Consider the following 25421-nt stretch of genomic DNA (forward strand, 5'->3'; position numbering starts at 1 on the left):
CTAAGCGCATCGGCTGACGCACCGTCCGGCCGATGCGCCGAATCCTGTTGCTGATTGCCGCCCTTCCCTCATTGCTGCTGGCCGCCTGCGCGCCGCAGCAGCAAGGGCTTTCCTCCTCTCCGCCGCCGCCGCATCGCCCCCGTTCCGAATGGGCGATGAATTGGAGCAACGTGCCGGTCGATCCCGGCTACCGCTTCGGGCGGCTGGCCAATGGCATGCGCTATGTCATCCGCCAGAATGCGACGCCAAAGGGCACTGCCGCGGTACGCATGGAGGTGAATGCCGGCTCGCTGGACGAAAGCGACAGCGAACGGGGTTTCGCCCACTTTGTCGAGCATATGTCGTTCAACGGATCGACCAACGTCCCCGAGGGCGAGATGGTGAAGCTGCTTGAGCGCGAGGGCCTGGCCTTCGGCGCAGACACCAATGCCTCGACCAACTACACCGAAACGCACTACATGCTGGACCTGCCGCGCAACGATCCGAAGTTGCTGGAAACGGCGCTGATGCTGATGCGCGAAACGGCGAGCGAGCTGAAGTTCGATCCCGCAGCCGTCGATCGCGAGCGTGGGGTGATCCTGTCGGAAATGCGCGACCGCAACACCTGGCAGCTGCGCAACTATTCCAGCCAGGCGGAATTCACCTATCCCAAGGCGCATTACGTCCGCCGCCTGCCCATCGGCACGACAGAGACACTGACTGCCGCCACGGCCGGAGCCCTGAAGGCTTTCTGGGCGCGCGAATACGTGCCCGAGCAGACGACGATCATCGTCGTCGGCGATTTCGATCCCGACCTTGTCGAAGGCACGATCCGCAAGCGCTTCGATGACTGGAAGGCCGCCCCTTCGCCTGTCGATCCCCAGCCATCGGCGGGTCCGCTCGACCTCAAGGACAAGGGACGAACCGCTGTCTATATCGACCAGGCGCTGAGCGAACGCGTGACGATCACACGCTCGGGCAAGTGGCGGAACGAAGCGGATTCGATCGAGGAGCGCAATGCCCGCCTGCTCCGTTCTGTCGGCTATGCCATCGTCAACCGGCGTCTGCTGCGTATCTCGCGGCAGGCCGCGCCGCCCTATCGCGGCGCGAGCTTCGGGACCGGCGCGGTCTTTCGCGAGGCACGGGCGACAAACCTCGTTGTCGATACGGTGGATGGCAAGTGGCGAACCGGGATGCTCGCCGCCGCAGCAGAATACCGCTTGGCCCTGGCCCACGGCTTCACCGCCGCCGAAGTGAACGAGCAGATCGCCAACCTGCGCAATGACTGGCGCAACGCCGCAGCATCGCAGGATACCCGCCATCACCGCAGCTATCTCGACGCCCTGCTTTCGCTGATCCGCGATGAGCGTGTCCCGGCAACACCGCAGAGCACGCTGGAACGGATCGAGGCGTTCATTCCGCAGATCACGCCGGAGCGCGTGCTTGCCGCCCTGCGCGAGGATGCGCTTGAGTTGAAGGACCCGCTGATCCGCTTTTCCGGCCGGAAGGAACCGGTTGGCGGCGCCAAGGCGATCCGCGACACGTGGAACCAGGCCATGCGCAGCCCGGTCAAGGCATCGGGCATGCAGGAAGCCACCGCTTGGGGCTACAGCGATTTCGGCACACCCGGGACCATTGCCAGCGACTCGACAGAACCCGTGCTGGGCATCCGCACCCTGCGCTTTGCCAACGGCGTCCGCCTCAACCTGAAGCGCACCGACCTCGAGAAGGACCGCGTGCTGATCCAGGTGAGCGTTGACGGCGGCAGCATGCTCAACACCCGTGAAAACCCCTTGGCCACCGAAATGGCCGGCAATCTGCAAGCCGGCGGCCTTGGCAAGCATTCGGCAGATGATCTCCAGACGATCCTGGCGGGGCGGTCGGTCGGTGGCAGCTTTGGCAGCACGCCGGAAACCTTCGTCGCCAGCGCCGGGACCACGCCCAAGGATCTTGAGCTGCAGATGCAGGTCTTCGCGGCCATGATCACCGACCCCGGCTACAGGCTGGAAGGCCAGACGCTTTACTACAATGCCATGAACACCTTCTTCGCGCGGCTGCGCTCGACCCCGGGCGATGCCTTGCGCAATTCGGCTGGCGGCATCCTTTCCGACAACGATCCGCGCTTCACTCTGCAGCCGATATCCGCGTACCGGGCGCTCTCCTTCAAGAAGCTGAAGGCGGATATTTCCGAACGGCTGGCCAAAGGCGCGATAGAAATCGGCGTCGTCGGCGATTTTCAGGAGGACGCCGCCATCGCCGCCGTTGCCAGGACTTTCGGAGCGCTGGCCCCGCGCGAGCCGGAGTTCCAGCCCTATGCAGAGCGACGGACAAGGCCCTTCACCGCCGACCGTTCGCTTCGCGTGCTGCGCCATGACGGGCCAAAGGATCAGGCAATCGTCCGGATGACCTGGCCGACGCGCGACGGCGAGGATCCGGTCGAAACGGTGCGCTTTGCCCTGCTTGAACAGGTCTTCCAGAACATGCTGACCGAGAACCTGCGCGAGGCGCTGGGCAAGGCCTATTCGCCGGGGGTCGGCGCAGAGCTGTCGCGCGTCTGGCGCGGGTACGGCACCTTCACCATCTCGTCTTCGGCCAATGTCACCGACGTGCCTGCGGTCCGCCGGGCAATGTTGCAGGCGCTTGCCAGCCTGCGCGATGCCCCGATCAGTGCCGACCAGTTGCAACGCGCCCGAGCGCCGATGCTCGAAAGCTTCGACAACGCACTGAAGCGCAATGGCGGCTGGCTTGCCCTTGTCGATCGCGCCCAGACCGAATCCGACCGGATCGACCGGCACGTCAAGGGCAAGGAACGGCTCGCCGCCATCACGGCAGCCGATCTCCGGGCCCTGGCCCGTCGTTATCTTGTCCCGGGCGGAGCGGTTGAATTCAACGTGCTGCCCGAAGGCGTCGATCCCCCCGCGCAATAACGATCAGGCGATGGTGTCCTGATAGCGGCGCACGGCAACGAAGCCGAGCACGCCGAGCATGACAAGCAGAGCCGCCGCCTGCGGCAGGGCGAGCGACCAGTCCCAGCCTTTGAGCATGATGCCGCGCACCAGTCGCAGATAATGCGTGGCCGGCAGGGCCTCCGCCGCAACCTGCACCCAGCCCGGCATGCCGCGATAGGGGAACGCAAAGCCGGAGAGCAGGATGCTCGGCAGCATGAAAAAGAAGCTCATCTGCATGGCCTGAATCTGGCTTTTGGCAATGGTCGAGAATGTGAAGCCCACGGCCAGGTTCACCGCGATGAACAGCACGGTCACGACGATCAGCAGCGGCAATGAACCGACGAACGGAACGTCGAAGATCAGTGCTGCGCACGAAAGCACGATGGCCATCTGTACCGATCCGACGATCAGGTTAGGCACGATCTTGCCGACCATCACCTCGAACGGGCGCAGGGGCGTGGCGAGCAGGTTCTCCATAGTCCCCTGCTCCACTTCACGCGTCACCGTCATCGATGTCTGCATCACCATGGTCATCGTCAGGATGATCGCCAGCAGGCCCGGTACGGTGTTGTGGCTGGTTATGCTTTCGGCATTGTATTCGCGGTGGACCACCACCTCCACCGGGGCTGGTGTCGCCCTCCTAACCGCCAGCGGCCCGATCAGGTCATGCCCGACAGCGGACTGCACGGCCTCGTTGATTGCCGAAAGTGCCGGTCCGGTCGCCGAAGGATCGGACGCGTCCGCCGTCACCAGAAGCTGGGGCCGTTTGCCGCGCACCAGGTCCCGGCTGAAATCGGGCGGGATAGTGACGAGGAACTGAACCTCGCCGCTCGCGACAAGGCGCTCGCCCTCGCCTTTGCTTGCAACGATGTGCTGGACGCGGAAATAGCGGGTGTTGTTGAGGGCCGATGCAATCGATCGCGTAAACGCCGAATTGTCGTTGGCCTCGATCGCCAGCGGCAGGCTGCGCGGGTCGGTGTTGATGGCATAGCCGAACATCAGCAACTGCATGATCGGCATGGCGAACATCATCGCTACCGTCCCGGGATCGCGGGCAGCCTGCCGCACTTCCTTGAAGATCATCGCAAGGATGCGCTGCCAGTGGCGCAGATAGCGCCCGCTCATCGTGCCACCACCGAATTGTCATCGGCTTGACGCATCAGGTGGATGAACACGTCTTCAAGCGTCGGTTCCGCCTTCGTCCAGCGCACGGTATCGGCCCAGGGGCTGACGGCCTGGCGGAGCAGGTCAGGATCGCTGCCGCAAACGTGGATCGCCGAACCGAACGGAGCGGCCATGGCCACCCCCGGGCGCCCTTCGATCTGCGCCGAAAGCATGTCCGCCCCCGGACCATCGCCTTGCAGGGCGTGGAGGCCCGATGCCGCGATGACATCCGCCGAAGTGCCGCGCGCCAGCATGACGCCATAGGCGATATAGGCAATCTCGTGGCAGCGCTCTGCCTCGTCCATGTAATGCGTCGAAACAAGGACAGTCATGCCTTCGCGAGCCAGTTCATGGATCTGGTCCCAGAACTCGCGCCGGGCCTGCGGATCGACCCCGGCCGTCGGCTCATCGAGCAGAAGGATGCGCGGTTCGTGCAGCACGGCAGCGGCCAGTGCGAGGCGCTGTTTCCAGCCCCCCGAAAGCTTTCCCGCGAGCTGGTCGGCGCGGGTCGCCAGACCCAGCCGGTCGAGCGATTCCGCCACCCGCCGGTCAATGTCGTCGAGCGAATAGACGCGGGCGATGAATTCCAGGTTTTCCTTGATCGTCAGATCGCTGAACAGGCCGAACTTCTGGGTCATGTAACCCATCTGCGCCTTGATCGCATTGCGCCCGGTGCGCAGGTCCAGCCCCAGGACTTCGCCCTCACCCTCGTCGGGAATGATAAGGCCGCAGATCATCCGCAGCGTTGTGGTCTTTCCCGAGCCGTTCGGCCCGAGGAAGCCGCAGATGCGCCCGTGCTCGACGGTCAGGTCGACATTGTCCACCACCGTGCGCCCACCGAACCGCTTGGTCAGGCCGCGCACGGAAATGGCAGGAGACGCATCGCTCACTGCGGCACGACCTCAACCGGAAGGCCCAGAGGCAAGGGCTTGTCCGACACGGGCAGCAAGGCCTCGACCATGAACACCAGCTTGGCGCGGGCGCGTTCGCTGTAGATCACCGGCGGGGTATATTCGCTGCGCGGGGCGATGAAGCTGATCTTCGCCTGCCGCACATCACCGCAGCCATCACAGGTGAAGCGGATCGTCGTGCCCACCTTTATGCCAGCCACCCGGTCCTGCGGCACATAGAATCGCAGCTTGCGGCGATCATCCGGGAGAACCGCGACGACGGGGCTGTTCGCCGGCACCCATTCGCCGGGGTTGTAGAAGGTCTGCTCGACAATGCCCCGGGCAGGAGCGACCGGAGCAATCTCGCTGCGCAGCTTCTGCTGCCCGCGCAGCGCCGCCTGCGCACCGGCAACACCGGCCTGGGCGGCGCGGATTTGCTGGGCGCGCCCGGCGGTCATTTCCGCCGCGCGGATCTGCGCCTGCATCTGGGCAAGCTGCGCGCTGGCACCATCACGGGCTGCCCGTGCCGCATCCAGTTGCGCCTTGCTGGCAAAGCCCTTGTCGGCCAGTGCAGCCATGCGGGTAAAATCGTTGCTCGCCTTGGTCAGCGCCGCCTGCGCCTGCGCTGCATTGGCGCGCCAGACGTCAATCTCGGCCTGCCGCTGCCGCGCCTGGGTCAGGTCTTCAGCCTGGGCTTCGCTCGATGCCACCTGCGCCTGTGCCTGGCTGACCGAGGCATCGAGCGTATCCGGATCGAGCGAGAACAGCGGCGTACCGGGGGCCACGCTGGCACCGCGATCGACCGGGCGCTGCGCCAGCCGGCCGGAAACGGGGGCCGCGACGTAAAGTGTCTCGCCCTCGACATAGCCGAGCCACACCTCGTCCCGGTCACTGCCGCGAAGCAGGAACCAGGCGAGGAACCCGGCAAATGCCAGGATTCCGATTATCAGCGGCTTGGGAACCGATTTCATCGCCTCATGCTTCCTTTCTCGCCAGCAATCCGTTGATTACCGTATCGGCATGGATCTGCGCGGCACGGGCAACGTCCAGCTTTTCCGCGCCGACAGGCTCAAGCACGGTAAGCCACAGCGCGGTCAGGATAATGCCGCCTGCGATGGAGCGGCCAGCATGGCGCGGGTCGGCGCAGTCCAGCTCCCCGCTCTCGATGCCTTTCATGAGCAGTGCTTCGATAATGCCCATGATCCGGACGATCGCCTCATCATGGTAGAACCGCACAAGTTCGGGAAACTTGTGCCCCTCACCCACGATCAGGCGGGGCAGGAAAATCACCTCGGGACTGGTGACGAGAGCGAAGGCCGCGATGATGAACTGCCGCAACTGCTGCGCCACCGGCAGGGCGCTCGCATCGGCCGGGGCCATGCGCGGCATGGAATTGGCGACGATATCGCTTACCAGCGCGCGGAACACCGCCTCCTTGCTGGCGAACTGCAGATAGACCGCAGCCTTCGAAATACCGACCCGCGCCGCGATATCTTCCATGCGCGCAGAGGCGTAGCCGCGCGCGATGAACTCTTCGCGAGCGGCATTGAGCAGGTCTTCCCGGCGGGTAGGACTGGCTGGCCGTGGCATGCTTGATTTATAACTGACCGGTCAGTTATAAATCAAGAGCCCTCACCGTGCGCTGTTGGGACGGCTCTGGCGGCCGGTCTTGTTCGCCCATTCCTCGATCAAGCCATCGTAGAACGGCTGTTCGATCAGTTCGTACTTCTCGGGGAAGTTGTAGTTGCCGCTTTGAACCGTGCCGGTTTCCATGACCTCGCGCGCCATCTTGAGGTGATTGGCAGCAGCCGTCACCCATCCACCGGTCATCATGTTGAAGCCGGTGCCGGGAATGGTGAAGCCCATCGTCGCCACTGGAATCTTGGATGCGAATTCCTTGACGAGGTCGGGCACGGCATCCGGGCGCGGCGGGTAGAACAGCACGTCGGCCCCCGCTTCCTTGTAGGCCCAGCCCCGGCGGATGGCTTCCTCCATCGATCCGGTGCCGCCGCCGCCTGCCTCGCTGGGGTAGAGTTCGTCGCAGCGTGCGATGATGACCAGGTCCTGCCCCATGTCGCGCCGGGCGCGCACGACGGCATCGATGCGCGCCTGCTGGTCCTCAATCGAGCATAGACCGTTCACATGCCGGGAATGCTTGGGGTTGTTTTCGTCCTCCACATGGATGCCGGCGATCCCCTGCTGGATGTAGCGGCGGGTGAAATGATAGGCATCGGCCACCGTCTCTCCCAGCGTATCGGCATCGGCAATCAAGGGAATCGAGATGACATTGGCGATCCGGCTGGCCTGCTCGATCTGCTCAACCTGGCTGAAAACCCCGTTATCCGGCACGGCATAGTGAAAGGCCGAACAGGCATGCCCGCCAAGGTAGGCGGCCGGAAAGCCGACATGCTCGGCAATCCGGGCCGTCAGCGCCGAATAGGTGTCACCGGCTATGAAGTGTTCGCCCTTTTCGATCAGCGCGCGCAGCTTTTCACCCGGGGTCGGCATCCGTCACTCTCCTCAAAATCCATCTGGCATTGCAGCCTTCGCGCCGGACAGTTGCATGCGGCCCCGCACCGGGCAAGGTTCCAGCCCCCAAACCGCGCGACATTCGCCGCGGCGGTGTGGAAGTTCGGCGATCCGTGCTTGCCCCTGCCCGCTTCTGGCGGCATAGGCGCGGCCAATCTCCCTTCGCAGCGAAAGGCCAGTCGATGAAGGTCCGCGTTTCCGTCAGCCTCAAGAACGGCGTGCTCGATCCGCAGGGCCGCGCCATCCAGCACTCGCTTGAAGGTCTCGGCTTTGCCGGCGTCCGCGACGTGCGCGCTGGTCGCCTGATCGAACTCGACGTCGATGACAACGTCACCGACGAGGCGCTGGACGAGATGTGCCGCAAGCTGCTCGCCAACATGGTGATCGAGAATTACCGGATCGAACGGGTGCCGGCATGAGCGGGTTACGTTCCGCTGTAATCACCTTTCCCGGCTCCAACTGCGACCGCGACATGGCGGACGCGCTGGAAAAGGTTTCCGGCACCGCGCCCTTCCGCGTCTGGCATGGCGATGCAGCCCTGCCCGAAAAGCTGGATTTCATCGCGTTGCCAGGCGGCTTTTCCTATGGCGATTACCTGCGCTCCGGCGCGATGGCGGCGCGCAGCCCCATCATGCAGGCCGTGGTCGAAGCGGCTGGCCGGGGGGTTCCGGTCCTGGGAGTGTGCAACGGCTTCCAGGTCCTTACCGAAAGCGGCCTGCTGCCGGGCGCGCTGATGCGCAATGCCGGTATCCGCTTCGTTTGCCGGGAAGTGGCGCTGACGGTGGAGAACAGCCAGTCGCTGTTCACCTCGGGCTATACGCAGGGTGAAAAGATCATCATCCCGGTCGCCCACCACGACGGCAACTACTTTGCCGACGATGAGACGCTGGACCGGCTGGAAGGCGAAGGCCGCGTGGCCTTCCGTTATGCCGAACCGGTCAATGGCTCGGCCCGCGACATTGCCGGCGTGCTCAACGCGGCCGGCAACGTGCTTGGCATGATGCCGCACCCGGAACGGATGATCGAGGCGGCACAGGGCGGCACCGATGGCCGCGCGCTGTTTGAATCGGCAGTGAAGGGCCTGGTCGGCGCCTGATCAGGCTGCCTGGCCACCGCGCGAAACGGTGTTCTGATAAAACAGCCGGCCGGCTTCGCTCGCCACCATCGGGCGACCGAAATAGAAGCCCTGCACCTTGGTCGCACCAAGGCTGCGAACCATGTTGAGCTCGGCCTCGGTCTCGACGCCTTCTGCCGTGGTCGACATCTCGAGGCTTTGCGCCATGGCCACGACGGCACGGATGATGGCAAGGCTCTCGGGATTGCCGGTCGCCGCGCCCTGGACGAAGCTGCGATCGACCTTGATGGTCGAGAAGCGAAGCTTGCGCAGGTAGCCGAGCGAGGAATAGCCCGTGCCGAAGTCATCCAGCGCAACCGAGCAGCCCAGCGCCATGATCTGCTCCAGCGTGTTGCGGGCAGTGGTGCCGTCGCGCACGAAAATGCTCTCCGTCACCTCGATTTCCAGGCGCGCAGCCGGCAGGCCGGAGGCTGCCAGGGCGGCGACCACGGTCGAAGAGAAGTGCGGGTCGAGCAGCTGTTCGCCTGATACGTTGACCGCAACCTTCACATGGCCGGGCCAGCGGGTCGCCTCGCGGCAGGCCTCGCGCAGCACCCACTCACCGATAGGAACGATCAGGCGCGTATCCTCGGCCATGGGTATGAACTTGGCCGGGCTGACAAAGCCGTGCTCGGGGCTGTTCCAGCGGATCAGGGCCTCGAAGCTCACCACCTGCTCGGTCTTGGCATCGACCACTGGCTGGTAGTTCAGCAGCATTTCGTTGTTCTCGAGCGCGCGGCGCAGCGAAAATTCCAGCTTGCGGCGTTCCTCGGCATCGGCGTGGAGCGTCGGTTCATAGGTGCAGTGCACCCCGCCGCCGGCATCCTTCGAGCGGTACAGCGCAAGGTCGGCGTTGCGCATCAGCGTTTCCACGGTCGATCCGTCGCGCGGGCCGACGGCCGACCCCACCGAAGCGCCGACGTAAAGCGTGTGATGGTCGACTTCGTAAGGCTGCGACAGGCGCTCGATCACCGCCTTCGCCACATGCTCGACGCGGCCGAGATCGGATGCGTCGCGGATCACGATGGCGAACTCGTCACCGCCAAGGCGCCCGCAGATCTCGTTCTCGGACATGATTTCCTTGAGACGAGCCGAAACGCGCGCCAGCAACTGGTCGCCCACGACGTGGCCCAGGGTATCGTTCACGGCCTTGAAGCGGTCGAGGTCGATCATCAGGAAGGCGCACTTGGTCCGCCACTGCTCGGCAAACCGCATGGCATCACCCATGGTCTCGGTCAGCATGAGGCGATTGGGAAGACCGGTAAGCGTGTCGTAACGGGCGAGATGGGCAATCTTGTCGGCGCTCTCGCGCTGTTCCGTCACGTCGGAACCGACGCCGCGGAAGCCGTCGAAGTTGCCGCTCTCGTCCAGCTTCGGCGTGCCGGAAAGCTCCCACCAGCGCGCCTCGCCCCGGATGGTTACGCGCACCAGCAGGTTCGAAAAGCTCTCACGCCGCTTCAGGCGCTCGGCCAGATCGTGCAGGCTTGAGGGGAATTGGCCGGTTTCCCAGGCCTCGCCGGCGATCAGCTGGATGAAAGGTTTGCCGTCGATCTCGTCAGGATCAAGGCCCAGGGCAAAGGCAAAGCGCGGGCTGACCGAACGCACCCGGCGCGAGGTGTCGATCTGCCACAGCCAGTCCGCCTCGCCTTCCTCGAACTCGCGCAGCAGCAGCGAGACGACCTCGTTCTTCTCGAGCATGGCCGATTCCGCCACCCGCGATGTGAGGAAATTGCGCGCGCCTTCGATTGCGCCAAGCGAAACGAAGACGATCAGCGCCACGGCCGCGGCGGCGGCATCGATCATTCCCGAAAGCAGGAACTGCGCGACCGAACCGATACCAACAAGGGTGCCGAAGATGATCGTGCCGAGCGGACTTGCCGGACAGATCACCGCATGTGCCGCCAGCAGCATCGCCAGCACCGTCCACAATTCCAGCTTGAGCAGGGGCGTTCCACCCAGCGCAAGCATGACCATGGGGACGGCCCAGATCAGCGAGACGATGCCATAGGCTATCGTCTGGTTGGTCATTTCCGGCTTCGCGATCGCCCGGCGGTCCGCATCTGACAGCATGCGGTCGATCTTGGCCGTATAGGAAAGCGCAGCGCCCAGCGCGATCAGCCAGCCAACGACGATGAACACGCTGAATTCATCGAGCAGGACATGACCGGCGGCGAGACCCGCCACGGCATGGGCGATCAGCCGCTGGATCGTGTTACGGGCGAGGCTGGCATATTGCATGCCACGAAGGCGCATCCAGTCGCCCTCCTGCGGATTGGACAATCCGAGGATCACCGGAACCGGCAGGTCCCTGGGCAGCGCGGCGGGTTCTTGGCTTTTCGGCTTCACGATCGGGGAAACTAACGGGTATTTGTTAGCACCGCGTAAACCGAACCTTGCCCTGTATAGATTTCAGGTTGCGGCGCCCCCTGCGGCCAGGGGACGCACCGTCATTCCACCGTGACCGACTTTGCGAGATTGCGCGGCTGGTCAACGTCCGTGCCCTTCGCGCAGGCCACATGATAGGCCAGCAGCTGCACCGGCACGGCATAGACCAGCGGCGCGATCAGCGGGTGCACCTTGGGCATTTCGATCGTTGCAAGGCACCCCTCGCCCGCTTCCTCAAGCCCTTCCTTGTCGGAAATCAGCACGATCTTGCCGCCACGCGCCCGCACTTCCTGCATGTTGGAAACGGTCTTTTCGAACAGCGGACCGGAAGGCGCCAGGACGATCACGGGAACCGCCTCGTCGATCAGGGCGATCGGCCCGTGCTTCATTTCACCCGAAGCATAGCCTTCCGCATGGATATAGCTGATTTCCTTGAGTTTCAACGCGCCTTCCAGCGCCAGCGGGTAATCCTGTCCACGACCCAGGTAAAGCACGTCCCGCGCCGGTGCGATCAGGTGTGCCATCGCGGCGATCTCATCATCGTGGGCAAGCGCGGCATTGAGGCAGGCGGGCACTTCAAGCAGCTGCTCGACGATGTCGGCCTCTTCAGCGCGGTCCATCCGGCCGCGCTTCACCGCCAGGTGAGCGGCGAGAGCCGCCAGCACGGCGAGCTGGCAGGTGAAGGCCTTGGTCGATGCCACGCCGATCTCCGGCCCGGCATGGGTCGGCAGCAGCAAATCCGCCTCGCGCGCCATCGAACTTGTCGGCACGTTGACGACGACGGCGATGGTCTGGCCGGCTTCCTTGCAATGGCGCAGAGCGGCAAGGGTATCGGCAGTTTCCCCGCTCTGGCTGATGAACAGTGCCAGTCCGCCCGGCTCAAGCACCGGATCGCGATACCGGAACTCGCTCGCCACATCGATATCGACCGGCAGGCGCGCGAACTGCTCGAACCAGTACTTGGCCACCATGCCTGCATAAAAGCTGGTGCCGCAGGCCACGATGGTAACGCGGTTGATCGTGGAAAGGTCGAAATCGAACTGCGGCAGGGCTACCGTCTGGTCCACCTGGCGCAGATACGAGCGAAGCGTTTGAGCGACCACAGTCGGCTGCTCGAAGATCTCCTTCTGCATGAAGTGGCGGTAATTGCCCTTCTCGATCGCGGCGGCAGAGGCACCCGAGGCAACGATTTCACGCTCGACGGGGTTGTTGTCCTTGTCGAAAATCCGTGCGCCGTCGCGCGTGATGACCACCCAGTCCCCTTCATCGAGGTAGGTGATCTTCTGGGTCAGCGGCGCCAGCGCAAGCGCGTCGGAGCCGAGATAGGTCTCCCCGTCGCCATAGCCGACCACGAGCGGCGAGCCGAGCCGCGCACCGATCAGCATGTCCGGGTGTTCACGAAAGGCAATGGCAAGCGCGAAGGCCCCGCGCAGCGTGGGCAGCACGGCCTTTACGGCATCATCGGGCGAAAGGCCGGCTTCCACCTGCTCGGATACGAGATGGGCGACCACTTCGGTATCGGTGTCGCTCTCGAAGCGACGGCCGCGGGCCATCAGCGCATCGCGCAGCGACTTGAAGTTCTCGATAATGCCATTGTGGACCAGCGCGAGATGATCCGTCGCATGCGGGTGGGCATTGGCTGCGGTTGGCGCGCCGTGCGTCGCCCAGCGCGTATGGGCGATGCCGGTGCTGCCGGCTGCGGGATCGCGCTCAAGCTCAAGCACAAGGTTGGCCAGCTTGCCGGGCGCGCGCCGACGGATGAGTTGCCCGCCGCTGACGGTGCAGACGCCCGCACTGTCATAGCCGCGGTATTCCATCCGCCGCAGACCATCGACAAGCCGCTCTGCGACCGCTTGCCTGCCGACGATGCCGATAATGCCGCACATGCCTTGAATGCCTTTCGCTTGTCAGGTGTAGGGAACCCGGATTCCGGGAATGTTTGCCGGGAAATCCTTGATATTTCGCGTAACCAGGATCGCACCGTGGTCTTGTGCCGAGGCAAAGACCAGTGCGGCCGGCAGGCTGAGCGAGGGGCGATCCACCCGCATCATTGCTGCTCGCCGGGCAATTTCCGGGGTGATTTCGCGCGTCGAGAAGTTCGCAAGGAACCCCTCGGTTTCGTCGCGAGCCGGGGCCGGTACGGCCGCCATGACTTCCAGCCAGGTGATGCGGCTGATCCACGGACGCGACACGCGGCGCAGCTCTGCCATGGCCAGATGATGGCCGGAAAGCATGTCGATCACGATCGACGTGTCGAAGTAACTTTCGCTCACGAAATTTCGCCCGTGTCCCAGGCCTTGCGGATTTCCGCTTCGTATTCCGCCCCGTCAGCGCCCTGCCCATAGCGGGTCCAAAGGCCGAATCCTTGCTCCAGCCAATCCTTCTGGCGGGAACGATAGGCGGTGATAGCATCGCGGATCACGGCCGCGCGCGATTTGCCCTGCTCCGCCGCGTGCGAATCGAGCCAGGCAATGTCTTCGTCGGGAAGGTCAGCGAGGATGCGCATGATGCCTAGATATCATATCGCGATATCATGTCAACGAAGGGCCGATCCGGTCCGGATTATTTCCTGCCGGCTTTCGCTTCCGCCTTCTTGCGCTTCATTGCGTCATGGAAGCGGTCTGCCCAGCCCTGTTTGACCAGCTGTTCCGCCCGGACAATGCGCAGTTCGCCATCACCCACGTCGCGGGTAACCGCGCTGCCAGCTGCAACGATAGCATCCGCACCGATCCTTACAGGCGCAACCAGCGCCGAATTGGACCCAATGAAGGCGCGCTCGCCAATTACCGTCTTGTACTTGAAGTAGCCGTCATAATTGCAGGTAATGGTGCCTGCGCCGATGTTGGCCCCTGCCCCCACTTCGGCGTCACCGATGTAGGAAAGGTGGTTTGCCTTGGCACCCTTGCCAAGCACCGCCTTCTTCACCTCGACGAAGTTGCCGACCTTCGCCTTTTCCTCAAGCACGGCGCCGGGGCGCAGACGCGCGTAAGGGCCGACTTCGGTTCCGCTGGCAAGGCTGGCACCCTCAAGGTGGCTGAACGCCCGGATCCTTGCGCCATCGGCAACCGACACACCGGGGCCGAAGACTACATTCTGCTCTACCAGCACGTCGCGTCCGAGCCGTGTGTCCCACGAGAACCACACCGTATGCGGCGCAACCAGGCTGGCGCCATCGGCCATCGCCTGAGCCCGGCGGCGCTGCTGCCAGCGTTCCTCCGCCTCCGCCAGTTCGCCGCGGCTGTTGATCCCGGCAACCTCATCGGCATCCGCAGTGACGACGACGGCGCAGGTCCGCCCGTCGGCATTGGCGATATTGACGATGTCAACGAGGTAGTACTCGCCTTGCGCGTTTTCGTTACCCACGCGCGCAAGCAGGCCGAACAGGTCTTCGGAACGCACCGCCATGAGGCCCGAATTGCAGAGGCGGCAGGCGCGCTCCACATCGTTGGCATCCTTGTGCTCGACCATCTTGAGCACCCGGTCGCCCTCGGCGATCACGCGGCCATATTGCAGCGTTTCAGCAGGCTCGAAACCAAGCACGACCACAGCGGGGTTATCCTCCCCGTGCAGGCGGCCGATCATCGAACGCATGGTTCCGGCACTGACGAACGGCACGTCGCCATAGAGGATGAGCACATCGCCCGCGAAACCCGCCAGGGCAGTTTCTGCCTGCTGCACTGCATGGCCGGTGCCGTGCTGCGGTTCCTGGACGGCAATGGCCGCCCGATCCCCCATCGCCGCCTCAAGCTGTTCGCGACCCGCGCCGACGACCACGACCTGCCGCTCGGGAGCGAGTTCGGCGGCGCTGGCCATCAGGTGCTCGATCATCGGACGCCCGGCAATCGGATGGAGCACCTTGTGCAGGTCGCTTTTCATGCGGGTGCCCTTGCCCGCGGCGAGAATCACGATGGCGAGCGGTCTTGCGTGGTTAACGGTCGTCATGCGCCCCCTCTGCCATCAAATGCTTGCCGTTTCCACAACGCCGCGCCATCGGGCATCGCGATGACGCAATTTCCTTTCCAGATCGTCGGTTTCGACCTCGACGGCACGCTGCTCGACACCCATGCGGACCTTGGCCACGCGCTGAACCACGCGCTCAAGCTTGCCGGCCGGCCGGAAGTGCCGGTGGCGCTGGCGCGCGACCTGATCGGCGGCGGCGCAAAGATGATGCTCGACAGGGCTCTGGCCGCAACCGGCGGGCCGGACGGTATCGACAGGGATGCCCTGCACCGCGAACTGATCGCCTTCTACAGCGCGAACATCGCTGTCCATACCCGTCTGTTTCCGGGGGGCGAGGCCATGCTGGAGGCGCTCGACCAGCATGGTGTGAAGATTGCGCTGGTGACCAACAAGCTGGAGTCGCTCGCCCGCACCCTGCTGGAAGAACTGGGGCTGACGAAACGCTTCGCCACGATCATCGGCGGAGACACACTGGGACCGGGTCGCGGCAAACCCGCGCCCGATCTGCTCCTCCTGATGCTGGAACGGCTCGGCGAGGGGCGCGCAGCCTATGTCGGGGATACGACCTATGACACGGGCGCGGCCCGCGCCGCCGGGCTACCCTGCGTTGCAGTAAGCTTCGGCTTCAATGACGTACCGGTGGACGAGCTTGGCGCCGACGCCGTGATCGGCCATTTCGACGAGCTCGTCCCTGCCCTGCTGCGCCTTTAGAAATCAATCTGCAGGCGGGTCTGCAGCACGTCCAGGCCGTACTTGCGCTGATCCACCGGCAGGGTGGAAAGCGGCAGGACCTGGCCGGCCAGCGGACCGCCCGTCACTTCGACTCGGCCATAGTTCACCATGAAGCGGACATAGTCCATCGGGTACCAGTTAAGGCCCAGCAGGTAGCTGGACTGGGTTCCACCCCGTCCAAGCCGGCTGGTCACCGCCGCGAGGCTAGTGGTGCCGGAAGTGAAGTTGTTGGTCAGGCCGTTGATCAGGCGGTCGTCGTCGAGATCGAGATAGTCATAGCGCAGAGCAAGCTGGAACGCCCCCGACCCGCCCTTGGTCACGGGGTTGAGCACCTTGGTACGGGCCCAGGTGCCATCGCCGCGCTTGTAGCCGCGCGTCTCGCCGGTCAGGAAATAGCCGACCTCGCCATAGGCCCCGAAGAAGCCGGGATCGGCAGTCGGCGTTACGGCCGTGTTGCTGCCAGAGAACGCGTCGTTACCCGATGCCAGCGAGCCGGCCGCATAGCCCTTGGCCTTGAGCCACTGCGCTTCACCGGCGAAGTAGAGCCCCTTGAACACGGCCGCCGCCTCGATGCCCAGGATATGGTCGCTGCTGGCGGCAAAGCTTCCTGTATCGACGAAGCGGATGTCGGTAAGCTGGCTGGTCGGGCGGGCGCGATAGCGGGCAAGCTGATTGGTCGAGGGCATGCCGGTGCCGCTGGAGGTGCCACCCGCGATGTTCGAGGCGAAATCGCGATACTGGAAGCTGGCGCCAAGGTGCAGCTGCCCCCCCAGGGCCTTGGGCGCATAGACAAGCCGTGCCGCGCCGATCCAGCCGTTGTTGTCGAGACTGCTGTCGATGGCGTGGGCCGCAAACAGTCCCAGCTCGGCGCGAAGGTCGTCATTCCGGCTCTTGATTGCCGTGGCAATGCCCAGGCGGCGGGCATTGATGAAAGCGTCGTTGAAGGTCGACCGTTCGATGAAGGTGTTGAAGTTGGAGCTGGATATCTGCTCCATGCTGTTCAGCGTCTCGAAATTGCCGACGCGAACGGCCAGCGGCAACTTCGGTGAGGCATAGCTGACGAGAACATCGCCGAAGCCAACCGAGCCGTTGGCGAAGTCCGCTTCCGCCTTGTAGCCGAAGCCGCCGGGCACCGTGCCTTCGAAGCCGAGACGGGCGCGGCGGACGCGGGTGCGGGTGCCAAGGTTGGTGCTGAGCAGCGCGCCCGGCGTGCTGATCGTTCCGGCATCGAAATGAAGCCGCCCGCGCGGCTTGAAGCTCCAGCCATCCTTGCTGGCCAGCTTGGGCGCACCGTCCCAGGTGATCTCGGTCGCTGGCTTGGCGGTTGCCGTCGCAGCCGGAGCCTTGGCGAGTGCGGCAGAGGCGGCCGCAGCTTGGCCTTCCGCGTTCACCGCCCGCGCTTCCGCCGAAGCGGCGCGGGCATTGGCCTCGCCAAGCCGCTCCTGCAAAGTGGTGATCTGCTTCTGCATGCCGTCCATCTGCGCCTGCAGCGCGGCGATCTGCTGCTGCACCGCTTTCAGGTCGGCGTTCTGGGCATGGGCAGGCAGCGCCCAGCCTGAAGCACAGGCGATGGCGATAGCGGAAGTGCGAAGGAACCGGGACATGAGCAGGCCTCCCTGGCCGAATATGGCGAATCGATTACGGCTTTAGGACCGCCGAGTGACACATTTTTGACGCTTCATGACAAATTCCTTGAGAGGCGGACGTTACGGCGTCCGCGAGAATTTCCTTCGCCATTGAAAGCCGGCCTTGCCCGTGCCATTCGACCGGCTTCATTGCCTTGGTGCAGCGCACTATTTCGGAGGTTTGCGTCATGACCATTTCGTTCAAGGACAAGGTCGCCATCGTTACCGGCGCAGGCGGAGGCCTGGGCAAGGCCTATGCCCTGGAACTGGCCCGGCGCGGGGCAAAGGTCGTCGTCAACGATCTGGGCGCAGCGCGTGACGGCACCGGCCATTCCGACGCAGCCCTCGCCGTGGTCGACGAGATCAAGGCCGCCGGCGGCGAAGCCATGTCGAACGGCGGTTCGGTCACCGAATACGAACAGATGGTGGAAATGGTCGCCAAGGCCAAGGAAGCCTGGGGCGGCGTCCACATCCTCATCAACAATGCCGGCATCCTGCGCGACAAGAGCTTCGCCAAGATGGAACCGGCAGATTTCGAACTGGTCGTGCGCGTCCACCTGCTTGGCTCGGCTTTCGTTACCAAGGCCTGCTGGGAAACCATGCGCGAGCAGAACTATGGCCGCATCCTGATGACCACCTCTTCCTCCGGCCTGGGGGGCAACTTCGGCCAGTCGAACTATTCGGCGGCAAAGCTTGGCCTCGTCGGGCTGGCCAAGACGCTTTACCTCGAAGGCGCGAAGAACAACATTCGCGTGAATTCGCTGGCGCCGACCGCCGGCACCCGCATGACGCAGGATATCTTCCCGGAAGAAGCCTACAAGGCGTTCAATCCCGAGGCCGTCGTACCCGCCGCCCTGTTCCTCGTTTCCGAAGATGCGCCGACCAACGCCATCGTCGGTGCCGGTGCGGGCGTGTTCCAGAGCGCGTTTGTCACCATGAACGAGGGCGTGCTCCTGCCCCCGGGCAACTGCACGGTCGAGAGCTTCGCCGAAGCCTGGGGCACCGTCTCGAAGCAGACCGGCGACAAGGCGATCCAGAACGGCATGGAGCAGTCAATGCACGCCATGACCATGCTGCAAAAGGCTGCCTCGGGCAGCTGATCGCCATAGTGTGTTGACGCAGTAATACAGATCGGGCATTCTCCCCGCATCACAGGGGAGAATGTCTGATGTATTCCGAAGCAGAACTGCAATCGGCTGTAGCGGCAGGCGCGCTCAGCCACGAAGCAGCAGAAGCGTTGCGCTTGCACGTATCCGGCATGCGCACAGCGCCTTCGGTCGATGAAGAACACTTCCGTCTCATCACCGGTTTCAACGACATCTTCGTGACTATCGCAGCCGTTCTGTTGATCGCCGCCGTCGCTTCGATCGGGCAGGCGATTACGCCGGGACTGGGCGGAGCCCTCGTCGCCGCCACCGCCTGGGGCATGGCGGAATACTTCACGCGCCAGCGTCGCATGGCCTTGCCCTCGATCGTGCTTCTCCTTGCCTTTGCCGGCGGACTTGCGGCGGCACCGATCGAGATCATGAACGAAAACTTCGGCCACATCAGCGAGTCTTCCGCCTCGCTCTTCGTCGCCGGGGTCGGCCTGTTCGTGGCCGCCGGTGCCTGGCTGCACTGGCGCCGCTTCATGGTGCCGATTACGGTGGCAGCCGGAGCCGCTGCCATTGCCGCAACGCTGATCGCGCTGATCGCCGCCGCCCTTATTCCGCAGGACGGCAGCGATGCCGAGCGCATCCTGTTACCGATCATCTTCATCGCCGGGCTTGGGGTCTTCGCGGTTGCCATGCGCTGGGACATGTCCGACCGTGCGCGCGAGACGCGTCGCAGCGACGTTGCCTTCTGGCTGCACCTGCTCGCCGCGCCGATGATCTGCCATCCGCTATTCTACTGGATCGGCGTGACCGGCGGCGAGAACATCGCCCCTGCCTCGGCAATCGCGGTAGTGGCAATCTACATCGTGCTCGGCCTGGTGGCGTTGGCTATCGACCGGCGGGCGATGCTGGTTTCGGCGCTGGTCTATGTGCTGGTCGCCCTTACCTACCTGTTCCGCGAGTTCGGTGTGCTGGAACTGAACGTGGCGATCACCGGGCTGGTCATCGGCTCGGCCCTGCTGACGCTCTCGGCCTTCTGGAGCCCGATCCGCCGCTCGATCGTCAACCAGCTGCCGGGCGACCTGCGCGAGCGTCTGCCGTTGACGGGCATGGCCCTGGCCTGAGAGACATTCGGCACCAGGGGCGGGACTGCCTGCCCTGCCCCGGTCCCGGAACCTCATTCCTCGACGAGCTTGACCAACCGGCGCTCCAGCGGGGAAAGCACCCCGCTCAATTCGTGTCCGCGCTTCAGGATCTGGCCGGACTCTCCGAAAAGCGTCCACATGCCTTGGCGGGATCGCAAGGCCGGGCGCTTTTCCAGGCGCACCTGAGGCCGTTCCGCAGCCCGGCGAAATGCGCAGAACGCCGCGGCGTCGCGGCTGAAATCCATGGCATAGTCGCGCCACTCCCCGGCCGCGACCATGCGGCCATAGAGATCGAGGATTCGCTGGAGTTCGGTGCGGTCAAAGCCGACCTGGGGAGGCTGTCCGCCGGGGAACGGAGTGACAACCGCACTCAAGCCGATTTCTTGCCCTTCTTGCGCGTGACGCCCTTGGCCGCTCCGGCATCACGCTCCTCAAGCAGCAGGGCGAGCCGCTTCTGCAGGGTCTCCAGCTCGCACTGGATGATTTCCAGCTTTTGCGTGGCCGGATCGAACCGGTCGGAACAGGGCGTGCCGTAGGGCACGAAATCGCGCTGCCAGGCCTCGACCGGCACGAGTGTGGAGCGCGCCTTGACGCCCACCATCGTCGCGCCTTCGGGCACGTCCTCGGTCACCACCGCATTGGCGCCCACACGCGCGCGCTTGCCCACGGTGATCGGCCCGAGAATCTGCGCGCCCGAACCGACGATAACGTTATCTTCCAGCGTCGGATGCCGCTTGCCGCCCACGCCATTGGCAGGATTGGTGCCGCCCAGCGTGACGCACTGGTAAATCGTGACGTTATCCCCGATCTCGGCCGTTTCGCCGATGACGGTGAAACCGTGGTCAATGAACAGGTGCCGGCCGATCGTCGCGCCGGGATGGATATCGATCGCGGTAAAGAAGCGCGAAATGTGGTTCACCAGCCGGGCGAGGAAAAACAGCCGCGCTTCGAACAGCCAATGGGCCACGCGATGCCAGCCGAGCGCCCAGACCCCCGGATAAAGCAGCACTTCCCACCGCGAACGCGGTGCCGGATCGCGCGAGACGATCGAGTCCAGGTAGTCGGTCAGGCTTTTCAACATCAGGTTCCGATTGTCCCCCATTCGCGCGGTCAAAGCAAGCGCGGTTGGCTTGCCCCCAGGGTTTCGTCCAGCGCATCGCGCCAGATCGCCAGCGTGGGAGCCTGCTTGCGCTCAAGGCTCAACCGGTCGATCGCCGCAACGAGCCGCTCTATGCCAAGATGGGAACGCTCCGCGCGAGGGACAAGGTAAGATGCCGCATCGGGCCCCAGGGCAAGCCCTCGCATCTCTGCATGGATGGCTATCAGCTCGGTCAGCATGGCATCGTCAGGTTCGCCGATTTCAAGATGCAGCGCCGCGCCCATGCGCGATCGCAGGTCCGGGAGGGCGATGTTCCAGCCACCTTCGGGCGAATTGACCACCAGAAGCAGGGGTGTCCCGCTTTCCTGCGCGCGGTTCCACCGATGGAAAAGGTCTGCCTCGTCAAGGCGCTCGGCATCATCGATGGCATCACCCGCCCCGCTATCGGCGAACCAGCGCGCCAGGAGCGACTTGCCGGAACGCGGCGGACCGAAAAGCACCGCCGTGCGAAAGGGCCATTCCGCCGCGTGGCCAAGCGCATCGATCACCGCGGCATTCGCACTGCCCACAACGATGCGCGAAGGGCCGGCACCCGTGCCGAGCGGAAGCGGGATCTGTCGCACGGATCAGCGCCTGATGGACAGGGCGTTGCTGCCCGCGGAGACCGACCAGCCCCGGGCGCGCAGGGCATCGCGCAGTTCCTCGATCGAACCTGCAAAGGTTACGCGCATGACCGAGGTGCCGCCCATGGCAAGGCTGCTGGTCGAGGCTCCGCGCACGCCGGGCACGCTCCGAACCGAGGAGAGCGCGCCATCGACCGCCTTCGCATCAGGCGATGCAAACTGGACCGTGATGGTGCTGATCTTCGCCTCGGCGGTAGGAGTGGGGCTTGGCGATGCCGTCGGGCTTGCTCCGGGCGTGGCCTGGGCTGCCGGCGCATTGGCCGCTTCCTGCCGCGCGGCGGCCGCGATGATGGCGGCAAGCGTCGGGTCGATTTCGGACTGCTGGCGAAGCGCCGCATCGGGCTTCAGCATGCCCTTGGCGAGGGCATCGTTGTACATCCCGTCGATCCGCTTCACCGCGTTTGCCAGCATCGCAGGCAATTCAGCCTCGCTGTTCGCCGTCAGGGTGAAACCGCCGAGCGAGACATTGTCCGGGCCGTAACGCGCGGTGAAGGTGCCCCGCACCGGACCGCCGGGCCACTGCCGCTCAAGCCGGGCCACGGGCACAAGGATGTCGGATGCGCCGAACTGATCGACGATGTTGCCCCACCAGGCGCGGCTGCGGCGCGTGGTCTGGCCGGCGGTGAGCAGCAGCGAATCGCCACCGCTGCCCGACGGGCGGACGTAATCGATCCCGCTGTCAGGCGCGCGGAACTGGGCCCATGCCGCCTGCCAGGGCCCGCGAACCTCGTAAACCTGCGCCGCTCCGCCGGAATAGAGCACCGGGATGGTCAGCATCGGGGCCGAATGGCGCGCAATCGTGCCGTCGCCCGAGGCGATAAACTGCCCCGCCCTCGCCCGATCGAATATGACGCTGAGCGTGGCAATGTAGCGGCGCGGACCGATCTGTTCGCGCTCGACGACGATGGATGCCACCAGCGACTCGATCTGTCCGTCGGGCATGGAAGGCCCGCCGGCTTGCGCCCAAGCCTTGCGCCGCGCCTCGTTCCAGGCGGCCTCTCGCGCTTCCTGCGCTGTCTTGCCGGTCACGTTAACTTCGATTCCCGACACCTCGATATCGCGGGAAACGGCGATCGGATTGATGCCACGATCACCTTCGATCTGTGCGATCAGGCGCACGGAACCGGCGACAACCAGCGCGATTGCGGCGGCCGCGGCCAGTGCCTTGAGCACATTGGCCTTGCGTCCGGGCGCTTGTGCCTGCGGGCTGGGATGATCGAGTGCGACTGCCATCGGGGAAAACCGCTGGCCTTTTGCCCAATCATCCGTGGAAATCCAAGCAGGAAAAGGTTAGGGCCGCCGCGATGTCTGAAAAGAGCTATTCATACGAGCAGGCCGGCGTCTCGATCGCGGCCGGAAATGCGCTGGTAAAGGCCATCGGCCCGCTGGCGAAGGCAACGGCGCGCCCGGGTGCGGACGCGGAGCTTGGTGGCTTCGGCGGCTTCTTCGATCTGAAGGCTGCCGGCTACAAGGACCCGCTGCTTGTCGCCGCGAACGATGGGGTCGGCACCAAGGTCAAGCTGGCTATCGACCATGACCGGCACGACAAGATCGGCATCGACCTTGTCGCCATGTGCGTGAACGACCTGATCGTGCAGGGCGCCGAACCGCTGCTGTTCCTCGATTACTTCGCGACCGGCAAGCTGGACAATGGCGTGGCGGAACGTGTCGTTGCCGGCATAGCCGAAGGCTGCAAGCTGGCCGGTTGCGCGCTGATCGGCGGAGAAACGGCGGAAATGCCGGGGATGTACGCTGCTGGCGATTACGATCTGGCCGGTTTCTGCGTCGGTGCCGTCGAGCGGGGCGAGCAGCTGACCGGCAGCAAGGTTGCGGCAGGCGACGTGCTGCTCGGCCTTGCCAGTTCCGGCGTTCACTCGAACGGCTATTCGCTTGTCCGCCGGCTTGCCGCGGACAAGGGCTGGAAGCTCGATCGCCCTGCCCTGTTCGACCAGGAACGGCTGCTGATCGACGCCCTGATCGAACCGACCCGAATTTATGTGAAGAGCCTGCTGCCGCTGATCCGGCAGGGGCGTATCCACGCCCTCGCCCACATCACCGGCGGTGGCCTGCTCGAGAACGTCCCCCGCGTCCTGCCCGAAGGGCTCCACGCCCGCATCGATGCCGGCGCATGGGAACAGCCGCGGCTGATGGCTTTCCTGCAGGCGCAGGGCAACATCGAACCGGCAGAAATGGCGCGGACGTTCAATTGCGGCGTAGGCATGGTCCTGGCGGTCGCCGCTGACGAAGTGGCCGGTCTCAAGGCCGATCTCGAAGCTGCTGGCGAAACCGTGTTCGTCATCGGCGCTATCGAGGCCGGGGATCGCGGCTGCACCGTGCAAGGCGACGATGAAACCTGGAGCGCGCGCGCGGTCTGGGAGGCAACGCACCTTGCCTGAGCGCGCCAGGGTTGCCGTCCTCATTTCGGGCAGCGGCACCAACATGGCAGCGCTGCTCTATGCCAGCCGGGCGGATGGCTGCCCTTATGAAGTGGTGCTCGTCGCCGCCAACGACCCCGAAGCAAAGGGCCTGAAGCTGGCCGAGGCAGAGGGCGTTGCCATTTTCGCCCTGTCACACAAGGGCATGGCGCGTGCGGACCACGACAAGGCGATGGACGCTGCCATCCGGGCCAGCGGCGCGGAATATGTAGCGCTGGCCGGTTACATGCGCATCCTGACGCCGGAATTTGTTTCGAGTTGGGAGGGGCGGATGCTCAATATCCATCCCTCGCTGCTGCCGAAATACCCGGGCCTGCACACGCACGAACGCGCGCTGGAAGCAGGCGACAGCCACGGTGGCTGCACCGTGCACCTCGTCACCGCAGAGCTGGATGACGGCCCGATGCTGGGCCAGACGCCGGTTGCGATCCTCCCGGGCGACACGGCAGACAGCCTGGCGGCCCGCGTCCTGATCGCCGAACACCAGCTTTACTCGCGCTGCCTGTCCGCGCTGGTGACGCGCGAGAATAGCGCCGACTGGCTTCTGGAACAGGTTCGCGAGCGCGCGCTTGCCTTGCCCGAGGTCGAGGAACGCCCATCGCACGGTTCGCCCGGCTGGCGGGTGGGCGGCAAGTATTTCGCCCATTTCAACGATCAGCACCACGGCACGCCGCACATCGCGCTGCTGGTAAAGACCAGCGGTGCCGACGAAATGGACGGGCTGATCGAAAGCAACCCGGATGCCTATTTCCGGCCTGCCTATTACGGTGCTTCGGGCTGGGTCGGCGTCATCCTGAACCGGCCGGGAGTCGACTGGCAGGGCATCGGCGAATGGCTTGAGCGCAGCTGGCGCTCGGCCGCCCCTCGCCGCCTGACAAACCTGATGGCCGCAGCCGACCAGTTCTGAGGGGGCGAGGTTCAGATCTCGCTTTCGTCCACCACCGGCCGGCTCTCCCGCGTACCGCGGTAGAGCTTGGCAGGATCGTTGGGATCGCCCGCGATCATGACATGGTCTTCGTGAACCTCGACCAGCCGCCCGACGAAGGGGAAATCGGCCAGGCTGCCGGTAACGCGGTAACTCACCGTATCGCCGACCTTGAATGTCTTCTCATCGAAGTTGAACTCGAACGGGCAGGCCTCGTTCGCTTCACCCATGCCTTGCATCTGAACTCTCCTTCAGTCGGGAAATAGGGGCACGGCAGCCCGAGGGCAATGCAAAGGGCCGCCGGATCGCTCCGACGGCCCCTGTCCGGCAATCTGCCTGCGTCAGTCCGCCTTTTCGGCGGTGCGGGCCTTCGAAATGATGCCGCTGATCTCGTCGATCAAGGCAAGCCGCTTCTTCTTCAGCGTCTCGGTATATTCGTCGGAAGGCGTTTCGATCTCTGCCTCAATGCGGTGAATCTCGCCGTTCACATCATGATAGCGATCCGCCAGGGTAACGAAGTGCGGATTGCTCAGCTTGAGTTCGTGCAGAAGCGCGCGATCGTTGTGGAATTCATCAGCCAGTTCATGCGGCGTATGGGACATTCAAGGTTCCTTCCTTTTGTTGTTGTCCGCATCATCGCCGCCACTGCGAATGGCGCATTGCTTTAGGTCAAACTCGCGCAAATCCCCATGCAAAAGGGCCGCCGGATCGCTC

At 64.5% G+C, this 25421-nt stretch carries 25 protein-coding genes; 8 read left to right on the forward strand and 17 right to left on the reverse strand.

Annotated features, from left to right (window positions below):
• Positions 1-32: 32 nt before the first annotated feature.
• Positions 33-2906, forward strand: coding sequence for a pitrilysin family protein (locus C0V78_RS03540; protein WP_101796457.1), 2874 nt, complete (start codon positions 33-35; stop codon positions 2904-2906).
• 3 nt (positions 2907-2909) lie between these two features.
• Here C0V78_RS03540 and C0V78_RS03545 read toward each other — a convergent pair whose 3' ends face one another.
• From C0V78_RS03545 to C0V78_RS03565, 5 genes are read right to left on the reverse strand one after another with little or no spacing between them, the layout of a single operon-like run.
• A complete protein-coding gene (locus C0V78_RS03545) occupies positions 2910-4052 on the reverse strand; it encodes an ABC transporter permease (protein ID WP_101796458.1) in 1143 nt (380 codons plus the stop codon).
• Positions 4049-4981 carry an ABC transporter ATP-binding protein gene (locus C0V78_RS03550; protein ID WP_101796459.1) on the reverse strand — a complete coding sequence of 311 codons (933 nt, stop codon included), beginning with the start codon at positions 4979-4981 and terminating at the stop codon, positions 4049-4051. Before C0V78_RS03550 ends, C0V78_RS03545 begins: the two co-directional genes overlap by 4 nt.
• Positions 4978-5952 carry an HlyD family secretion protein gene (locus C0V78_RS03555; protein WP_101796460.1) on the reverse strand — a complete coding sequence of 325 codons (975 nt, stop codon included), beginning with the start codon at positions 5950-5952 and terminating at the stop codon, positions 4978-4980. The genes C0V78_RS03550 and C0V78_RS03555 overlap by 4 nt, the downstream gene beginning before the upstream one ends.
• Positions 5953-5956: 4 nt before the next feature.
• Positions 5957-6571 (reverse strand): TetR/AcrR family transcriptional regulator, encoded by a 615-nt coding sequence (locus tag C0V78_RS03560; RefSeq protein ID WP_101796461.1) that lies wholly within the window; start codon positions 6569-6571, stop codon positions 5957-5959.
• 42 nt (positions 6572-6613) lie between these two features.
• A complete protein-coding gene (locus tag C0V78_RS03565) occupies positions 6614-7489 on the reverse strand; it encodes an oxaloacetate decarboxylase (RefSeq protein ID WP_101796462.1) in 876 nt (291 codons plus the stop codon).
• 203 nt (positions 7490-7692) lie between these two features.
• On the opposite strand from C0V78_RS03565, the gene purS reads away from it, so the two are divergent.
• Both purS and purQ read left to right on the forward strand, forming a co-directional pair.
• Positions 7693-7929, forward strand: coding sequence for a phosphoribosylformylglycinamidine synthase subunit PurS (gene purS / locus C0V78_RS03570; RefSeq protein ID WP_101796463.1), 237 nt, complete (start codon positions 7693-7695; stop codon positions 7927-7929).
• Positions 7926-8606, forward strand: a complete 681-nt coding sequence (gene purQ, locus C0V78_RS03575; protein WP_101796464.1) for a phosphoribosylformylglycinamidine synthase subunit PurQ — start codon at positions 7926-7928, stop codon at positions 8604-8606. The genes purS and purQ overlap by 4 nt, the downstream gene beginning before the upstream one ends.
• On the opposite strand, the gene C0V78_RS03580 is transcribed toward purQ, so the two are convergent.
• From C0V78_RS03580 to glmU, 5 genes are all read right to left on the reverse strand, one after another.
• Positions 8607-10877: a bifunctional diguanylate cyclase/phosphodiesterase gene (locus C0V78_RS03580; protein ID WP_101798176.1), complete on the reverse strand. Its 2271-nt coding sequence runs from the start codon at positions 10875-10877 to the stop codon at positions 8607-8609.
• A gap of 194 nt (positions 10878-11071) precedes the next feature.
• Complete coding sequence (gene glmS / locus C0V78_RS03585) at positions 11072-12895, reverse strand: glutamine--fructose-6-phosphate transaminase (isomerizing) (protein ID WP_101796465.1); 1824 nt, start codon at positions 12893-12895, stop codon at positions 11072-11074.
• 21 nt (positions 12896-12916) lie between these two features.
• Positions 12917-13282, reverse strand: a complete 366-nt coding sequence (locus C0V78_RS03590) for a PIN domain-containing protein (RefSeq protein WP_101796466.1) — start codon at positions 13280-13282, stop codon at positions 12917-12919.
• Positions 13279-13515: a ribbon-helix-helix domain-containing protein gene (locus C0V78_RS03595; protein ID WP_254049805.1), complete on the reverse strand. Its 237-nt coding sequence runs from the start codon at positions 13513-13515 to the stop codon at positions 13279-13281. The genes C0V78_RS03590 and C0V78_RS03595 overlap by 4 nt, the downstream gene beginning before the upstream one ends.
• A gap of 56 nt (positions 13516-13571) precedes the next feature.
• A complete protein-coding gene (gene glmU, locus C0V78_RS03600; protein WP_101796468.1) occupies positions 13572-14951 on the reverse strand; it encodes a bifunctional UDP-N-acetylglucosamine diphosphorylase/glucosamine-1-phosphate N-acetyltransferase GlmU in 1380 nt (459 codons plus the stop codon).
• A gap of 60 nt (positions 14952-15011) precedes the next feature.
• Between glmU and C0V78_RS03605 the strand changes: the two genes are divergently transcribed.
• A complete protein-coding gene (locus tag C0V78_RS03605; RefSeq protein ID WP_101796469.1) occupies positions 15012-15680 on the forward strand; it encodes an HAD-IA family hydrolase in 669 nt (222 codons plus the stop codon).
• On the opposite strand, the gene C0V78_RS03610 is transcribed toward C0V78_RS03605, so the two are convergent.
• A complete protein-coding gene (locus C0V78_RS03610; protein ID WP_101796470.1) occupies positions 15677-17305 on the reverse strand; it encodes an OprO/OprP family phosphate-selective porin in 1629 nt (542 codons plus the stop codon). The genes C0V78_RS03605 and C0V78_RS03610 overlap by 4 nt on opposite strands.
• Before the next feature lie 209 nt (positions 17306-17514).
• Here C0V78_RS03610 and C0V78_RS03615 point away from each other — a divergent pair, with 209 nt between their 5' ends.
• Positions 17515-18426, forward strand: coding sequence for an SDR family NAD(P)-dependent oxidoreductase (locus C0V78_RS03615; RefSeq protein WP_101796471.1), 912 nt, complete (start codon positions 17515-17517; stop codon positions 18424-18426).
• Positions 18427-18494: 68 nt separating this feature from the next.
• Entirely contained in the window at positions 18495-19544 is a 1050-nt protein-coding gene (locus C0V78_RS03620; RefSeq protein WP_101796472.1) for a hypothetical protein, read from the forward strand.
• Between the two features lie 53 nt (positions 19545-19597).
• On the opposite strand, the gene C0V78_RS03625 is transcribed toward C0V78_RS03620, so the two are convergent.
• From C0V78_RS03625 to C0V78_RS03640, 4 genes are read right to left on the reverse strand one after another with little or no spacing between them, the layout of a single operon-like run.
• Entirely contained in the window at positions 19598-19939 is a 342-nt protein-coding gene (locus C0V78_RS03625) for a DUF2794 domain-containing protein (RefSeq protein WP_101796473.1), read from the reverse strand.
• Positions 19936-20646: a serine O-acetyltransferase EpsC gene (gene epsC / locus C0V78_RS03630; RefSeq protein ID WP_101798177.1), complete on the reverse strand. Its 711-nt coding sequence runs from the start codon at positions 20644-20646 to the stop codon at positions 19936-19938. Before epsC ends, C0V78_RS03625 begins: the two co-directional genes overlap by 4 nt.
• Before the next feature lie 29 nt (positions 20647-20675).
• Entirely contained in the window at positions 20676-21287 is a 612-nt protein-coding gene (locus C0V78_RS03635) for an ATPase (RefSeq protein WP_101796474.1), read from the reverse strand.
• A gap of 3 nt (positions 21288-21290) precedes the next feature.
• Positions 21291-22580: a hypothetical protein gene (locus tag C0V78_RS03640; RefSeq protein ID WP_101796475.1), complete on the reverse strand. Its 1290-nt coding sequence runs from the start codon at positions 22578-22580 to the stop codon at positions 21291-21293.
• 71 nt (positions 22581-22651) lie between these two features.
• Between C0V78_RS03640 and purM the strand changes: the two genes are divergently transcribed.
• Both purM and purN read left to right on the forward strand, forming a co-directional pair.
• A complete protein-coding gene (purM, locus tag C0V78_RS03645) occupies positions 22652-23743 on the forward strand; it encodes a phosphoribosylformylglycinamidine cyclo-ligase (RefSeq protein WP_101796476.1) in 1092 nt (363 codons plus the stop codon).
• Entirely contained in the window at positions 23694-24689 is a 996-nt protein-coding gene (gene purN / locus C0V78_RS03650) for a phosphoribosylglycinamide formyltransferase (RefSeq protein ID WP_101796477.1), read from the forward strand. The genes purM and purN overlap by 50 nt, the downstream gene beginning before the upstream one ends.
• A gap of 11 nt (positions 24690-24700) precedes the next feature.
• Here the strand turns inward: purN and C0V78_RS03655 are convergent, their stop codons facing one another.
• Both C0V78_RS03655 and C0V78_RS03660 read right to left on the reverse strand, forming a co-directional pair.
• Positions 24701-24946 carry a hypothetical protein gene (locus tag C0V78_RS03655; RefSeq protein ID WP_101796478.1) on the reverse strand — a complete coding sequence of 82 codons (246 nt, stop codon included), beginning with the start codon at positions 24944-24946 and terminating at the stop codon, positions 24701-24703.
• Between the two features lie 102 nt (positions 24947-25048).
• Entirely contained in the window at positions 25049-25309 is a 261-nt protein-coding gene (locus C0V78_RS03660) for a YdcH family protein (RefSeq protein ID WP_101796479.1), read from the reverse strand.
• Between the last annotated feature and the right edge of the window lie 112 nt (positions 25310-25421).

The organism is Novosphingobium sp. TH158 (assembly GCF_002855555.1).
In the GTDB taxonomy this organism is placed as follows: Bacteria; Pseudomonadota; Alphaproteobacteria; order Sphingomonadales; family Sphingomonadaceae; genus Novosphingobium.